We start from the raw sequence: 14503 nt of genomic DNA, 5'->3' as shown, positions 1-14503 counted from the left end.
GTTCGGCACACCAGCCCGTACCAAAGTCTCCCCAGGGCAGGGTTCGGCACACCAGCCCGTACCAAAGTCTCCCCAGGGCAGGGTTCGGCACACCAGCCCGTACCAAAGTCTCCCCAGGGCAGGGTTCGGCACACCAGCCCGCCCCACGGCGTACCAAAGTCTCCCCAGGGCAGGTTCGGCACACCAGCCCGCCCCACGGCGTACCAAAGTCTCCCCAGGGCAGGGCTCGGCACACTAGCCCGCCCCCCGACTTTTCCGCACCGCGACCCGCCTGATCGCGACCGGCTCAGCCCCGACGTTTGCGCTCGAGGAATGCCTGCATCGCCGCCTTCGCCTCGTCGGAGGCGAACAACCGCGCGGACAGGTCGGCGACCTCCGCACCGCGCGCATCGACCTCGGCCAGCAGCGGCGCCGTGAGCAGCGCCTTGCTCTCCCGCAGACCCTGGGCGCTGCCCTGCGTCAGCTGATCCAGCACCACGCCGACCGCTTCATCGAGCGCGGCAGCCGGTACGGACTCGGTGATCAGGCCCATCTCGGCCGCCGTCGCCGCATCGAAGGTTTCGGCGGTGAGGAACGTGCGCGCGGCAGCGCGGCTGGTCATCCGGGGCAGCGTGGTCAGTGAGATCAGCGCGGGCGCCAGGCCGAGGCGAGCCTCGGTGAACGCGAACGTGACCGTGTCGGCCGCCAGGACGATGTCCGCCGCACCGACCAGCCCCAGCCCGCCGGCACGCACCGGCCCGTGCAGGCGTATGACGACAGGCTTGCCGCATGCCAGGATCTGCCGCTGCAGCGCGACCAGGTCGTGCGCACCCTGAGCCATTCCCCCGGCCCTGGCCTCCGCCAGATCGGCACCGGAACAGAACACCGTGCCGGCGGCCGTGAGCAGGACCGCCCGGACCGAGTCGTCGGCCTCCGCGGTGTGCAACGCGGCCGACAGCTCCGCCACCAGTTGCTTGCTGAGCGCGTTGCGGTTGTGCTGGCTGTCCAGGGTGACGGTGGCGATCCCGCGGTCGGAGTGCAGGTGAACCAGCTGCGTTGTCGTCATACGGCCAGACGCTAGTCGGAGGCGATCGCCGGACTCTGCACCGGCTGGTCCCGGAACTGCGTGCGGTACAGGTCGGCGTAGGTGCCGCCGGCGGCGAGCAGTTCCTCGTGCGAGCCGCGCTGGACGATGCGTCCCTGCTCCATCACCAGAATGAGATCGGCGTCCCGGATGGTGGACAGCCGATGCGCGATGACGATCGACGTCCGGCCCGCCAGCGCGGAGTCGAGCGCCCGGGAGACCGCGGCCTCGGACTCCGAGTCCAGGTGCGCGGTCGCCTCGTCGAGCACCACCACGGACGGTGCCTTGAGCAGCAGGCGGGCGATCGCCAAGCGCTGCTTCTCGCCGCCGGACAGGCGGTGCCCGCGGTCGCCGACCATCGTGTCCAGACCGTAGGGCAACCGGCTGACCAGATCCCACACCTGCGCTTCGCGCAGCACGCGTTCCAGGTCCTCGTCGCTCGCGTCCGGTGCGGCGTAGAGCAGGTTGGCCCGGATGGTGTCGTGGAACATGTGGGCTTCCTGCGTGACGACGCCGACCCGGTCACGCAACGCGTCGAAGGACACCGTGCGCAGGTCCCGCCCACCGATGCGTACGGTGCCGCTGGTCGGGTCGTAGAGGCGCGAGACCAGGCCGATGGTGGTCGTCTTCCCGGCGCCGGAAGGACCGACCAGGGCGATCATCTGGCCGGGCTCCGCCCGGAACGACATCCCCTGCAGCACCGTCGACCCGTCGCCCTTGTCCCGTGTCAGCACGGTTTGCAGCGACTCGATCGACACCTGGTCCGCGGTCGGATACCGGAAGACGACGTCGTCGAACTCCACCCCGATCGGGCCGGGCGGCAGGTCGGCGGGCTCGGCGTGCTCGGCGACCAGAGGCTGCAGGTCGAGCACCTCGAAGACGCGCTCGAAGGAGATCAGCGCCGTGAGCACGTCGACGCGGACGCTGGACAGCTGGGTCAGGGGTGCGTAGAGGCGGCCCAACAGCGCGGCCAGCGCGAGCAGCGTGCCGATCGTCATCGCGCCGTGCACCGCCATCACCCCGCCGATGCCGTAGACCACCGCGGTCGCCAGGGTCGCCAGCAGCGTCAGCCCGACCAGGAAGATCGCCCGCTGAACGGCGATGCTGATGCCGTAGTCGCGCACCTTCGCCGCCCGTTCGGCATACTCCTGGTCCTCCTGCGCGGGGCGACCGAACAGTTTGACCAGCAGCGCACCCGCGACGTTGAAGCGTTCGGTCATGCGCGCGCCCAGGTCGGCGTTCTCGGTCATCTGTCCCCTGGTCAGGCCGGCCAGCCGGCGGCCCAGGATGCGGGTCGGGATGAGGAAGAACGGCACGAGCACGAGCGCGGCGAGCGTGATCTGCCAGGACAGCGCGGCCATCGCGACGATGATGACAATCACGCTGACCAGGTTGGACACCACGTTGGACATCACCGACGTGAAGGCCTGCTGGGCACCGATCACGTCGGAGTTGAGCCGGGTGACCAGCGCGCCGGTCTGCGCGCGTGTGAAGAAGGCGATCGGCTGGCGCAGCACATGGCCGAACACCTCACGCCGCAGGTCGTAGATGAGTCCCTCGCCGAGTCCGGCGGACAGCCACCGCTCGACCACCCCGAGGGCCGCGTCGACGACCGCCACAATGCCGGCCGCGACCGCCAGCCACACCACCAGCGCGGTGTTCTTGTCGCCGACACCCTTGTCGACGATCTCCTTGAGGATCAGCGGGGTGGCGATCACCAGCAGCGCATCGACCACCACCAGGACGAGGAAGGTGCCGATCTTGCGACGGTAGGGCCGGGCGTAACCGAGCACCCGCCGGGACGTGCCCGGCTTCAACTTCGACATCTCGGTCGACTCGCGGGTCAGCGAGTGCATCACCTGCCAGTTGCTCATCGTCCTCCTCCGGGGACGAGCCAGTCCCGTCCGTCAGTCGGCAACAACGCCCACCGGCAATGTATGCCGTAGGTATGACCCCACCCGTGGAGTAGCCGCCGCCAGGCCGAGAGTGACCACCGCGGTCGTCGCCCAGAGTGGGACGCCATCGGACAGCGTCAACGTGGCCCCGATGATCAGCGGCGCCAGCGTCGTGGCGACTCCCCAGCTGAGGCCGAACACCGCGAGGTATCGGCCCGTGGCGCCTCCGGGCGCGAGTCGAGACGCTTGCGCGTAGAGATGGCTCATCAGCAGGACGTCGGCCATCGCGCCGACAATGCCCGACACGAGCACGAGGCTCGGATCATGAGCTATCGCCAACAAGCCGATCGCTGCCGCGAGTGTCACGAAACCCACTGTCAACGCGACAAATCCGTCGTCAGCGTTGAGGCGCCGGATCCGCAGCAGCGACTGCGCGAAAACGGCGACCACTGCCGACACCGCCGTGCTCGCGCCGATCACCCACAGGCCGATCCCCCGATCCGCGACTGTGAGCGGCAGGCCGAAGACGATGATCATGTAGACGAGCGTGAAGACCGTCGACAGCGCGAACAGCACGAGCAGCCGGCGGTCGCGCCAGGGCCACGAGACGGCGCGGGTGTCGGCGACAGGCTTATCGGGCGGCAGAAATCCGCGGATGACGCCTGCGCACAGCAGACAGGTCGCGGCATCGATGACGAACAACAGCCGCAGGTCGAGGCCCGCCACGACGGCTGCCACTCCCCCTGCCGCGACCGCGGCGATGGTCATCGACACGAAGAGCAACCCGAACAACGCCGGGCCGGTACGTTCATCGCTCTCGTCGGCGATGAGGGCTTGCGTGGGTGGCTCGATGAGCTCATAGGACAGGCCGAGTCCGATCGCACCGATGACGGCCGACATGGTGCCGGTGGCCGCCGCGAGCACCAATTGCGTGGTGGCACAACCGATCAGCCCCAACAGGATGATCGGACGCGATCCGACGAGATCCAGCAACCAGCCGCCGGCCAAGCGGGACGGGATCGTCGCGAGTCCGAACGCCGCCACGATCAGACCGGCCGTACGCACCGACTCGTGTAGCTCCTCGGTGAGCAGCACGGCCAGGAACGCCATCGAGAACCCGCCAACGCGATTGACCATCCGAGCAACGAGCAGCGCCCGCGCTCCGCGAGAGAGCACCTGCCACGCAGCGAGTGGATGCCGTGCCGCATAACCATCGTCTATGCTGTCGCCAGTCACGCTCGGACACGCTACGCAAGTCAGGAGTAACTGGTCAAGTGCGTTTCGACAGTCACATCGAGAGACTGCTCACGGCGGCCGCCAGGTTGGTCAATGTGCTCAGCCCCGGCCTCGACGGCGGGCGCGAGGTCGCCGTACCCGAGACTGCGGCGGACCTGCGGACCGCCATCGGCGCCGCCCTCACGTTCGATCATCAACCCACCGTGAGCGCGGCCGCCGCACGCACCCTCACCGCTGTGATCCCTGATGTCCGAGCGGTTTTCGAGTCAGCTGCCGCGGGTGACACCGCCCGTGCGGCCCGGCTGACCAACGGCCTGCTGAACCACACCGGGGCCCGGCCGCGACTCAATGCCGACGCCGACGGCACCTGGCACCTGCACTTCCACGGCCCCACCGACAGCTTCGGCCCGGGCTGGGCGGCCGGCCTGGCCGCCGGGCTGACAATGGCACTGGGAGTCGACGAGATCGGCCGGCTCGGCGTCTGTTCGGCGGATCGCTGCGACCGGGTGTATGTCGACAGCTCACGCAACGGCACCCGGCAGTTCTGCTCCACCCGGTGCCAGAACCGCACCAAGGCCGCCGCGCATCGCGCCCGACGCACGTAGCCCTCATGCCAGTTCGACCAGGTCCTGGTAGTCCGGACCCCACAGGTCCTCGACACCGTCGGGCAGCAGCAGCACCCGCTCCGGCTCGAGCGCCTCGACGGCGCCGGGGTCGTGGGTGACCAGCACGACCGCGCCCTCGAAGGCGCGCAACGCACCCAGGATCTCCTCGCGCGACGCCGGGTCGAGGTTGTTGGTCGGCTCATCGAGCAACAGCACGTTGGCCGCGGACACCACCAGCAGCGCCAGCGACAACCGGGTCTTCTCGCCACCGGACAGCACGCGCGCCGGCTTCTCGACGTCGTCGCCGCTGAACAGGAACGATCCGAGCACCTTGCGCGTCTCGGTCTCGTCGAGGTCGGGCGCGGCCGACTTCATGTTGTCCAGGACGCTGCGATCCACGTCGAGGTTCTCGTGCTCCTGGGCGTAGTAACCCAGTTTCAGGCCGTGGCCCGGCTGCACCTGCCCGGTATCCGGCTGGTCCACGCCCGCCAGGATCCGCAGCAGGGTCGTCTTGCCGGCCCCGTTCAACCCCAGCACCACGACCTTGGAGCCGCGGTCGATCGCCAAGTCGACGTCGGTGAAGATCTCCAGCGAGCCGTAGGAGCGCGACAGGCCTTCTGCCATCAGCGGTGTCTTGCCGGACGCCGCCGGCGTGGGGAACCGCAGCTTCGCGACACGATCCTGCTGCCGACTGCCCTCCGCGCCCTGCAGCATCCGCTCGGCCCGCCGGATCATGTTCTGGGCGGCCGTGGCCTTGGTCGCCTTGTAACGCATCTTCTCGGCCTGCGCCATCAACGCAGACGCCTTCTTCTCGGCGTTCTGCCGCTCCCGGCGGCGGCGCCGTTCATCGGTCTCGCGCTGTTGCAGGTAGGTCGTCCAGCCGACGTTGTACTGGTCGATCGCGGCGCGGTTCGCATCCAGGTGGAAGACGCGGTTGACGACCTGATCCAGCATCTCGACGTCGTGGCTGATGATGATCAGCCCGCCCGAGTAGGTCTTCAGGTAGTCACGCAGCCAGTGGATCGAGTCCGCGTCCAGGTGGTTGGTCGGTTCGTCGAGCAACAGCGATTCGGCGCCGGAGAAGAGGATCCGTGCCAGTTCCACCCGGCGGCGCTGACCACCGGACAGGGTCTCCAGCGGCTGGTCCAGGATGCGTGAGGGAAGCCCGAGCGACGACGCCAGCGACGCGGCCTCGGACTCGGCGGCATACCCACCCTTGCCCAGGAACTCGCCGTCCAGGCGCGCATACCGACGCATCGCCCGCTCGCGCTTCTCGTCGTCCTCGTCGGCCATCGCCTGCTCCGCGGCGCGCAGATCGCGGATGACGACGTCGAGCCCACGCGCGGACAGGATGCGGTCGCGCGCCAGCATGGCCAGATCACCGGTGCGCGGATCCTGCGGCAGGTACCCGATGTCTCCCGAGGACGTCACGGTGCCGGCCGCCGGCTGCCCTTCGCCGGCGAGCACCTTGGTCAGCGTCGTCTTTCCGGCGCCGTTGCGGCCCACCAGGCCCACGCGGTCGCCGGCGGCGACCCGGAAAGTGGCTTCTTCCAGAAGGATTCGTGACCCCGCACGCAACTCGATACCTTGTGCGGTGATCACTGACTGTCCCTTCTGGCGCGATTCCTCGCGCAGCCCTACTGGCGCGGCAACTGGCGGCATACATGGGGGAGCGCCTGCCGCTACGCCGTTGCCAGCGCGTGCTTCAGGCGCCCGAAGCCGTTCTCTCGATAGTGTACGTCCAGGGTCAGCGGCGCCCCAATCCGTTTACGGCGTCGCAGCAGTGAAGGGAAACCGGCGTGACGTTCAATGACAACGCCAACATCGGCACCGGTGACGTCTCCAGCGGAGGCAGCGGTGGTGGGGGCGGCGGGCTGATGCCCGGCGGTGTGGCGGTCGGCGGCGTCGGCGGCGTGATCGTGATGATCCTGATGGTGCTCTTCGGCGGCGACTTGACCGGCGGCGGCGGAGGGGGTGGATACCCCGGACAGATCACCGGCCAGGACCAGGCGAATCCCTACGGACAGAACCAGATCGGCTCCGGCGGCAGCACCGACGCGATCCAGCAGCAACTCGACCAGTGCACGACCGGTGCCGATGCCAACAAGAACGACCTGTGCCTGATCAAGGGCACCGTGGCCAGTGTCGAGGGCTTCTGGAAGGTCTACCTGCCCAAGGCCGCCGGCAAGGACTACTCCCCCGCGGTCACCAAGGTCTTCTCCGGGCAGATGCAGTCGGGATGCGGCACCGCCAGCACCGAGATGGGGCCGTTCTACTGCCCGCTCGACAAGCAGGTCTACATCGACGCCGGCTTCTTCCAGGAACTGCAGAGCCAGTACGGCTCCGACGGCGGCCAGCTCGCCAAGGAATACGTGCTCGCGCACGAATACGGCCACCACGTCCAGGACATCCTGGGCCTGCTCGGCCGCGCCCAGCAGGACCCGCAGGGCGCCGAGTCCGGCTCGGTGCGCACGGAGCTGCAGGCCGACTGCTTCGCCGGGATCTGGGTCTCCTACGCCGACGGTTCCCGCAACGGCCAGGACGGCATCACCATCGATCCGTTGCTGAACAAGATCAACGACTCGGACATCGACTCGGCGCTGTCGGCGGCGGCCGCCGTCGGCGACGACCGCATCCAGCAGAAGGCACAGGGCCGGGTCACCCCGGAGACCTGGACACACGGATCCTCTGCCGCCCGGCAGAAGTGGTTCAAGATCGGCTACGACAAGGGCAGCCTCAACGCGTGCAACACCTTCGACGCCGCCAACGTCGAGTGAAGCAGGCCCGCTGAGCACTCGATGTGAGTCAGCTCACATTTTCCTGACGTCGCGAGCAACCTGCCGTATGCCGTCCGCGTCTTTCCTGCACCCCACATCTCGTGGGAGCAGGAAGGAAGGAACTGTCATGGCACACACCATCACGCGGGGTCTGCGCGGCAAAGCCGCACTTGCGGTGTGCGGTCTGACTGCAGCCACCGTCATCCCTCTGGCAGCCTCGGGTGCGGCGCACGCAGCGCCGTACTGCGGCTTCACCTGGGGCTCGACCGGCAAGGTCGCGGCTGCAATCACGTCGGACACCGTGCGCGGTGCCCGCTCCGGTCAGCACTCGTGCTACGACCGGCTCGTTCTCGATCTGGGCGGTAGCGGTCGCAGCACCGGCTACCGGGTGCGTTACGTCAGCGCGGTCAGCGGACCGTCGGGCAACCCGGTGGCTCTCGCCGGCGGGGCACGCCTGCAGATCGACGTCAATGCGGCGGCGTCGGACGCTCAGGGACGTCCGACCTACCGGCCCGCTGATCCCCGGCACGTCACCGACGTCGCCGGTTACCGCACGTTCCGCCAGGCCGCGTTCGTCGCGTCGTTCGAGGGACAGAGCACGTTCGGACTCGGGGTACGCGCCCGACTGCCGATGCGGGCGTTCGTCATCCAGGATCCGGCCGGACAGCGCCTGGTGATCGACGTCGCCCACAAGTGGTGACGGAACGGGCACTCCCCCCATTCACCGAGCGGACACGAAACACACTGACAGGACACGTAATGGGGCCGGAAACGGGCCGATTTACGTGTCCTGTCGGTCGGTTCTTGTCCGCTCGGTGAGAGAGAGCGATCAGATGTTGAAGCCGAGGGCGCGCAACTGCTCGCGACCGTCGTCGGTGATCTTCTCCGGGCCCCACGGCGGCATCCACACCCAGTTGATGCGGTGCGACTCGACCAGGCCCTCGAGGGCGGCCGCGGTCTGGTCGGCGATGACGTCGGTCAGCGGACAGGCCGCCGAGGTCAGGGTCATGTCGATCACCGCGGCGTTGTCCGCGTCGACGGTGATGCCGTAGACCAGCCCGAGGTCGACGACAATGATGCCCAACTCGGGGTCGACGACGTCGCGCATGGCTTCCTCGACGTCCGCGACGTTCGGCGGGGTGACTACTTCGGCCATGATCAACCAACTCCCGTTGTGGTGGTGCCGGAACTGATGTCCACGCCGGCCTGCGCCAGCGCGTCGGTGTATGCCGCCCACGGCAGCAGTGCGCACTGCACGCGCGCGGGATACTTCGACACTCCGGAGAACGCCACGCCGTCTCCGATGATTTCCTCGTCGCCGGGGTCCTGGCCCTTGGAGGTCAGCATCTGGCGCATCGCCTCGAAGGTCCGCAACGTCTCGCCCACCGGGTGGCCGATGACCTCCTCGGCCAGCACCGAGGCGGACGCCACCGAGATGGAGCAGCCGATCGAATCGTAGGAGACGTCCTGCACGACCGCAGCGTCGCCGGCGCCGGTCACGTGGACCCGCAACGTCACCTCGTCGCCACAGGTGGTGTTGACGTGATGCGTCTGGGCGTCATACGGCTCACGCAGGCCGGCGTGGGCGGGATGCTTGGAGTGGTCGAGGATCAGCTCCTGATAGAGGTCCATCAGACCGCCACCCCGAAGATGTCGGGCACCCGGTCCAGCGCCTCGAGGAACACTCGCACCTCGTCCAGAGTGGTGTAGGGACCGAAGCTGGCCCGCGTGGTGGCGGTGAGCCGTCCGGCCCGGTGCAGCGGCCAGGCGCAGTGGTGGCCCGTGCGGACCGCGACTCCCGAGTCGTCCAGCACCTGCCCCACGTCGTGGGGATGGACCCCGTCGATGACGAAAGCGACTGCGCCGATGCGCTTGTCGACGTCACGCGGTCCCAGCACACGCACCCACGGACGCTCCGTCAGGCCGTCGAGCACCGCCCGGGTGATCCTCCGGTCGTGCGCCGCGACCGCGTCCATGCCGAGTGCGGACAGGTAGTCGCACGCGGCGGCCAAGCCGACCGCCTGCGACTCGTTGGGCACGCCCGCCTCGAATCGCTGCGGCGGCGGCGCATAGGTCGAACCCTCCATCCGCACCAGCTCGATCATCGACCCGCCGTAGAGGAACGGCGGCATCGCCGCGAGCAGTTCGCGCCGGCCGACGAGCACGCCCACGCCATACGGCCCGAGAATCTTGTGCCCGCTGAACGCCATGAAGTCGACACCGAGCGACGCGAAGTCGACGGGCAGGTGCGGCACCGACTGGCACGCGTCGAGCACCGTGAGAACGTCGAACTCCCGTGCCAGTGCTGCGAGTTCGGGAACCGGGTTGATGGTGCCGAGCACGTTGGAGACGTGCGCGAACGCGAACACCTTCACCGCCGGGCGCGAGATCAGGTCGCGGGCAGCGGCCAGGTCGAGCTCACCGTCCTCGGTGACGTCCAACCAGCGCAGGGTGGCACCGGTGCGCCGCGCCAGCTCCTGCCACGGCACCAGGTTGGCGTGGTGCTCCATCACCGTGGTCACGATCTCGTCGCCGGGACCGATGCGGAAGCGGTCGGTGACCGCCGGGTCGGCTCCGGAGATGCCGAGATCTCCGTCGGCGGAGGCATTGCTGAACGCGTAGGCGACCAGGTTGATCGACTCGGTCGCGCTCTTGGTGAACACCACCTCGCCCGGAGCAGCGCCCACGAACGCGGCGACGGTCGCGCGGGCACCTTCGAACGCCTCGGTCGCCTCCTCGGCGAGCTGGTGCGCACCGCGGTGCGCCGCAGCGTTGTGGCGCTCGTAGAAGTCGCGCTCGGCGTCGAGCACCTGACGCGGTTTCTGCGAGGTTGCACCCGAGTCGAGATAGACCAACGGCCTGCCGTCCCGGACGGTCCGGTGCAGGATCGGGAAGTCGTCCCGCACCTTCTCGACATCGAAGCCCGTCATACCCTCTCCTCACTCCGCACGAACGTATGCCGCCCTGCCGGGCCTGAACGAGGTCAGGCCGTCGGGGTCAGGAAACGGTCGTAGCCCTCGGCCTCGAGACGGTCGGCGAGCTCCGGACCGCCCTCTTCGGCCACCCGGCCGTTGACGAACACGTGCACGTGGTCGGGCTTGATGTAGCGCAGGATTCGCGTGTAGTGCGTGATCAGCAGGACACCCGCGTCGGTCTCGGCCTTCGCGCGGTTGACGCCCTCGGACACGACGCGCAGCGCGTCGACGTCCAGACCCGAGTCGGTCTCGTCGAGGATGGCCATCTTCGGCTTGAGCAGTTCCAGCTGCAGGATCTCGTGACGCTTCTTCTCACCGCCGGAGAAACCTTCGTTGACGCCGCGCTCGGCGAAGACGTCGTCCATGCGCAGGTTGGCCATCGACTGCTTGACGTCCTTGACCCAGTGGCGCAGCTTCGGCGCCTCGCCGTCCACGGCGGTCTTGGCGGTGCGCAGGAAGTTGGACACCGTGACGCCCGGGACCTCGACGGGATACTGCATCGCCAGGAACAGCCCGGCGCGGGCGCGTTCGTCGACCTTCATCGCCAGCACGTCCTCACCGTCCAGCGTGACGGTGCCGCTGGTCACGGTGTATTTCGGGTGCCCGGCGATGCTGTAGGCCAGGGTCGACTTGCCCGAGCCGTTCGGGCCCATGATCGCGTGGGTCTCCCCCGAGTTCACGGTGAGGTTGACGCCCTTGAGGATCTCCTTGGTGCCCTTGTCGGTGTCGACGGACACGTGCAGATCGCGAATCTCCAGCGTTGACATGTAGTTTCAGCTTCCTTCTTCAGCTCGCGCGGACGGCGACATACACGTCACCGTCCTGGATACGTACGGGGTAGACGGCAATGGGCGCGGTGGCCGGCGGTCCGGTCGGCTCGCCGGTCTCGAGGTCGAATCGCGACCCGTGCAACCAGCACTCAATCGTGCAGCCGTCGACCTCGCCCTCGGACAGGGACACATTGGCGTGGCTACAGGTGTCGTTCACCGCGTGCACCACGCCCTCGTCGTCGAGCACCATCGCGACGCGCACCCCGTTGATCTCGGCCAGTGCCGCCTCGCCCTGCGGAAGTTCGTCGCGGGCGCAGACCCGTACGAACTCGTCGGTCACGGCATCCGTGTCGCTCATAGGGTCGCCTCGGCGGCGAGTTCGGCGTCGATCGCCTCCATCAGCGGGTCGACGACCGCCGGAACGCCGATCTTGCTGATGATGTCGGCGAAGAAGCCACGCACCACCAGTCGGCGAGCCTCCTGCTCGGGGATGCCACGCGCCTGCAGGTAGAACAGCTGCTCGTCGTCGAACCGGCCGGTCGAGCTCGCGTGACCGGCACCGGCGATGTCGCCGGTCTCGATCTCCAGGTTGGGCACCGAGTCGGCGCGAGCGCCGTCGGTGAGCACCAGATTGCGGTTGAGCTCATAGGTCTCGATGCCCTCCGCCTCGGCGCGGATGAGCACATCGCCGACCCACACCGAGTGGGCCGACTCGCCCTGCAGCGCACCCTTGTAGGTGACCAACGACGTGGTGTGCGGGGCATTATGGTCGATGAAGGTGCGGTGCTCCAGGTGCTGCCCCTCGTCGGCGAAGTAGACGCCCAGCAGGGTCGCGTCGCCGCCGGGGCCGTCGTACTTGACGTTGGAGTTGATCCGCACGACCTTGCCGCCCAGCGTCACGGCGATGTGGCGGTAGGTGGCGTCCCGGCCCACCAGCGCCTCGTGCTGCGCCAGGTGCAGCGCGTCGTCGTCCCACTGCTGCACGCTGACCAGCGTCAGGTGCGCGCCGTCGCCGACGACCACCTCGACGTTGGCGGTGTGCTCACCGGAGCCGGTGTGCTCGATGATGATCAGGCCCTGGGAGTGGGCACCCGCCTCGATGACGACGTGGCCGTTGGAGCGTTTGCCGGCTGCACCGGTGTCCTGCACGCGAATCGGCTCGTCGTACTCGGTCTCCGCCGCGAGCTTCAGGTGCAGCGCCTTGGCGCTGCCGGCGTGGGCGAGCACCGAGGCCCGGTCACCCGGCTTCAGCGCCGTACCCCGCGCACCCTCACCGGCACCCAGCGGCTCCGCGATGACCGATTCGTCGGAGATCTCCACGGTCACCGCGCCGTCGGCGGTCGGCTCCTCGGCCAGCAGACCGGTCAGCCGGTCGACCGGTGTGAAACGCCAGTCCTCCTCCCGGCCGTGCGGCACCGGGAAGTCGGCGACGTCGAAGGACGTCGTGCGCTCGGCACGGGATTGTTCGGGCACCGACGCCTGCGCAGCAGGGTCGACGTGGGTTTTCGCATCGGGTGTCAGCAGGGACATCGCGGGGTCAATGGTCCTTCCAGGAGAGTCGGAGTGGGCTGCGGAATGTCGATCGGGTTAACCGACCGCGCCTTCCATCTGCAGCTCGATGAGGCGGTTGAGTTCGAGGGCGTACTCCATGGGGAGTTCACGCGCGATCGGCTCGACGAAGCCGCGCACGATCATCGCCATCGCCTCCTCCTCGGTGAGGCCGCGCGACATCAGATAGAACATCTGGTCCTCGCTGACCTTGGAGACCGTGGCCTCGTGGCCCATCTGCACATCGTCCTCGCGGACGTCGACATACGGGTAGGTGTCCGACCGGCTGATCTGGTCCACCAGCAGGGCGTCACAGACCACCGAACTCTTGGAGTGCTCGGCGCCTTCGAGCACCTGCACCAGACCCCGGTATGACGTGCGTCCGCCACCACGGGCGACCGACTTCGACACGATGGTCGAGCTGGTGTGCGGCGCGGCGTGCACCATCTTGGCGCCGGCGTCCTGGTGCTGGCCCTCGCCGGCGAACGCGATGGACAGCGTCTCGCCCTTCGCGTGCTCGCCCATCAGGAAGACTGCCGGGTACTTCATGGTGACCTTGGAGCCGATGTTGCCGTCGATCCACTCCATGGTGGCGCCGGCCTCGCAGGTCGCCCGCTTGGTGACCAGGTTGTAGACGTTGTTCGACCAGTTCTGGATGGTCGTGTAACGCACCCGGGCGTTCTTCTTGACGATGATCTCCACCACGGCCGAGTGCAGCGAGTCCGACTTGTAGATCGGCGCGGTGCAGCCCTCGACGTAGTGCACGTACGAGTCCTCGTCGGCGATGATCAGCGTCCGCTCGAACTGGCCCATGTTCTCGGTGTTGATCCGGAAATAGGCCTGCAGCGGGATCTCGACGTGCACGCCCTTGGGGACGTAGATGAACGAGCCACCCGACCAGACCGCGGTGTTGAGCGAGGCGAACTTGTTGTCGCCGGCCGGGATGACCGAACCGAAGTACTCCTTGAAGATGTCCTCGTGCTCGCGCAGACCCGTGTCGGTGTCGACGAAGATCACGCCCTGCTGCTCGAGATCCTCGCGAATCTGGTGGTAGACGACCTCCGACTCGTACTGCGCAGCAACACCGGCGACCAGGCGCTGCTTCTCCGCCTCCGGGATGCCGAGCCGGTCGTAGGTGTTGCGGATGTCCTCCGGCAGGTCCTCCCAGGAGGCGGCCTGCTGCTCGGTCGACTTCACGAAGTACTTGATGTTCTGGAAGTCGATGCCGGTCAGGTCCGACCCCCACCAGGGCATCGGCTTCTTGTCGAACAGCTTCAGTGCCTTCAGCCGGCGCTGCAGCATCCAGTCCGGTTCGTTCTTGCGCTGCGAGATGTCGGCGACGACCTCCGGGGAGAGGCCACGACGAGCACTGGAGCCCGCAACGTCACTGTCGGCCCAGCCGTACTCGTAGTTGCCGATGCCCTTCAGTCCCGGGTTGAGCTCTTCGATGGTGCTCATCTCGAATCCCTTTCTGTCGCGTGGGAAGTGCTGTGTGCCGCTTGGGGTGCAGCAGTTGGTACGAACGTGGTGCACACGTGGTCGCCATGTGCGAGCGAGGACAGCCGCTGGACGTGGACTCCGAGCGTTCGGGAGAACGCCTTGGCCTCTTCCTCGCAGAACTGGAGGAACTCCGC

General features: G+C 68.0%; 14 protein-coding genes. 3 read left to right on the top strand and 11 right to left on the bottom strand.

Features of this window, described 5'->3' with window-relative positions:
* Nucleotides 1–286: 286 nt before the first annotated feature.
* From ACTHL4_RS00535 to ACTHL4_RS00525, 3 genes are read right to left on the bottom strand one after another with little or no spacing between them, the layout of a single operon-like run.
* Nucleotides 287–1045, bottom strand: a complete 759-nt coding sequence (locus tag ACTHL4_RS00535) for an enoyl-CoA hydratase family protein (protein WP_440280774.1) — start codon at nt 1043–1045, stop codon at nt 287–289.
* Between the two features lie 11 nt (nt 1046–1056).
* Entirely contained in the window at nt 1057–2937 is a 1881-nt protein-coding gene (locus ACTHL4_RS00530; RefSeq protein ID WP_440280773.1) for an ABC transporter ATP-binding protein, read from the bottom strand.
* A 33-nt stretch (nt 2938–2970) separates the two neighbouring features.
* On the bottom strand, nt 2971–4095 hold the full coding sequence (locus ACTHL4_RS00525; RefSeq protein WP_440280772.1) for an MFS transporter: 1125 nt from the start codon (nt 4093–4095) through the stop codon (nt 2971–2973).
* Nucleotides 4096–4232: 137 nt separating this feature from the next.
* Between ACTHL4_RS00525 and ACTHL4_RS00520 the strand changes: the two genes are divergently transcribed.
* On the top strand, nt 4233–4799 hold the full coding sequence (locus ACTHL4_RS00520; RefSeq protein ID WP_440280771.1) for a CGNR zinc finger domain-containing protein: 567 nt from the start codon (nt 4233–4235) through the stop codon (nt 4797–4799).
* A gap of 3 nt (nt 4800–4802) precedes the next feature.
* Here the strand turns inward: ACTHL4_RS00520 and ACTHL4_RS00515 are convergent, their stop codons facing one another.
* Nucleotides 4803–6401 carry an ABC-F family ATP-binding cassette domain-containing protein gene (locus ACTHL4_RS00515; protein WP_440280770.1) on the bottom strand — a complete coding sequence of 533 codons (1599 nt, stop codon included), beginning with the start codon at nt 6399–6401 and terminating at the stop codon, nt 4803–4805.
* Nucleotides 6402–6598: 197 nt separating this feature from the next.
* Between ACTHL4_RS00515 and ypfJ the strand changes: the two genes are divergently transcribed.
* Complete coding sequence (gene ypfJ / locus ACTHL4_RS00510; RefSeq protein ID WP_440280769.1) at nt 6599–7576, top strand: KPN_02809 family neutral zinc metallopeptidase; 978 nt, start codon at nt 6599–6601, stop codon at nt 7574–7576.
* 127 nt (nt 7577–7703) lie between these two features.
* Complete coding sequence (locus tag ACTHL4_RS00505; protein WP_440280768.1) at nt 7704–8276, top strand: AMIN-like domain-containing (lipo)protein; 573 nt, start codon at nt 7704–7706, stop codon at nt 8274–8276.
* A gap of 129 nt (nt 8277–8405) precedes the next feature.
* On the opposite strand, the gene ACTHL4_RS00500 is transcribed toward ACTHL4_RS00505, so the two are convergent.
* The 7 genes from ACTHL4_RS00500 to sufB are packed head-to-tail and all read right to left on the bottom strand — an operon-like array spanning nt 8406 to nt 14327.
* A complete protein-coding gene (locus ACTHL4_RS00500; RefSeq protein ID WP_440280767.1) occupies nt 8406–8732 on the bottom strand; it encodes a metal-sulfur cluster assembly factor in 327 nt (108 codons plus the stop codon).
* Nucleotides 8733–8734: 2 nt separating this feature from the next.
* Complete coding sequence (gene sufU, locus ACTHL4_RS00495; protein WP_440280766.1) at nt 8735–9208, bottom strand: Fe-S cluster assembly sulfur transfer protein SufU; 474 nt, start codon at nt 9206–9208, stop codon at nt 8735–8737.
* Nucleotides 9208–10506 (bottom strand): aminotransferase class V-fold PLP-dependent enzyme, encoded by a 1299-nt coding sequence (locus ACTHL4_RS00490; protein ID WP_440280765.1) that lies wholly within the window; start codon nt 10504–10506, stop codon nt 9208–9210. Before ACTHL4_RS00490 ends, sufU begins: the two co-directional genes overlap by 1 nt.
* A gap of 53 nt (nt 10507–10559) precedes the next feature.
* Nucleotides 10560–11318 (bottom strand): Fe-S cluster assembly ATPase SufC, encoded by a 759-nt coding sequence (gene sufC / locus ACTHL4_RS00485; RefSeq protein WP_440280764.1) that lies wholly within the window; start codon nt 11316–11318, stop codon nt 10560–10562.
* A 19-nt stretch (nt 11319–11337) separates the two neighbouring features.
* A complete protein-coding gene (locus ACTHL4_RS00480) occupies nt 11338–11679 on the bottom strand; it encodes a non-heme iron oxygenase ferredoxin subunit (protein ID WP_440280763.1) in 342 nt (113 codons plus the stop codon).
* Nucleotides 11676–12851 (bottom strand): Fe-S cluster assembly protein SufD, encoded by a 1176-nt coding sequence (sufD, locus tag ACTHL4_RS00475; protein WP_440280762.1) that lies wholly within the window; start codon nt 12849–12851, stop codon nt 11676–11678. The genes ACTHL4_RS00480 and sufD overlap by 4 nt, the downstream gene beginning before the upstream one ends.
* Before the next feature lie 57 nt (nt 12852–12908).
* A complete protein-coding gene (sufB, locus tag ACTHL4_RS00470; RefSeq protein WP_440280761.1) occupies nt 12909–14327 on the bottom strand; it encodes a Fe-S cluster assembly protein SufB in 1419 nt (472 codons plus the stop codon).
* Nucleotides 14328–14503: the final 176 nt, after the last annotated feature.

The organism is Flexivirga sp. (assembly GCF_051955415.1).
In the GTDB taxonomy this organism is placed as follows: domain Bacteria; phylum Actinomycetota; class Actinomycetes; order Actinomycetales; family Dermatophilaceae; genus Flexivirga.
This window is presented reverse-complemented; position numbering and strand designations above follow the sequence as displayed.

Bases quoted from the DNA above. Each gene is read 5' to 3' on its own strand.
- ACTHL4_RS00530 (WP_440280773.1), bottom strand. From the start codon at position 2,937: ATGAGCAACTGGCAGGTGATGCACTCGCTGACCCGCGAGTCGACCGAG.
- sufD (WP_440280762.1), bottom strand. From the start codon at position 12,851: ATGTCCCTGCTGACACCCGATGCGAAAACCCACGTCGACCCTGCTGCG.
- ACTHL4_RS00500 (WP_440280767.1), bottom strand. From the start codon at position 8,732: ATGGCCGAAGTAGTCACCCCGCCGAACGTCGCGGACGTCGAGGAAGCC.
- ACTHL4_RS00505 (WP_440280768.1), top strand. From the start codon at position 7,704: ATGGCACACACCATCACGCGGGGTCTGCGCGGCAAAGCCGCACTTGCG.
- ACTHL4_RS00535 (WP_440280774.1), bottom strand. From the start codon at position 1,045: ATGACGACAACGCAGCTGGTTCACCTGCACTCCGACCGCGGGATCGCC.
- sufC (WP_440280764.1), bottom strand. From the start codon at position 11,318: ATGTCAACGCTGGAGATTCGCGATCTGCACGTGTCCGTCGACACCGAC.
- ACTHL4_RS00490 (WP_440280765.1), bottom strand. From the start codon at position 10,506: ATGACGGGCTTCGATGTCGAGAAGGTGCGGGACGACTTCCCGATCCTG.
- ACTHL4_RS00480 (WP_440280763.1), bottom strand. From the start codon at position 11,679: ATGAGCGACACGGATGCCGTGACCGACGAGTTCGTACGGGTCTGCGCC.
- sufU (WP_440280766.1), bottom strand. From the start codon at position 9,208: ATGGACCTCTATCAGGAGCTGATCCTCGACCACTCCAAGCATCCCGCC.
- ACTHL4_RS00525 (WP_440280772.1), bottom strand. From the start codon at position 4,095: ATGGTCAATCGCGTTGGCGGGTTCTCGATGGCGTTCCTGGCCGTGCTG.
- sufB (WP_440280761.1), bottom strand. From the start codon at position 14,327: ATGAGCACCATCGAAGAGCTCAACCCGGGACTGAAGGGCATCGGCAAC.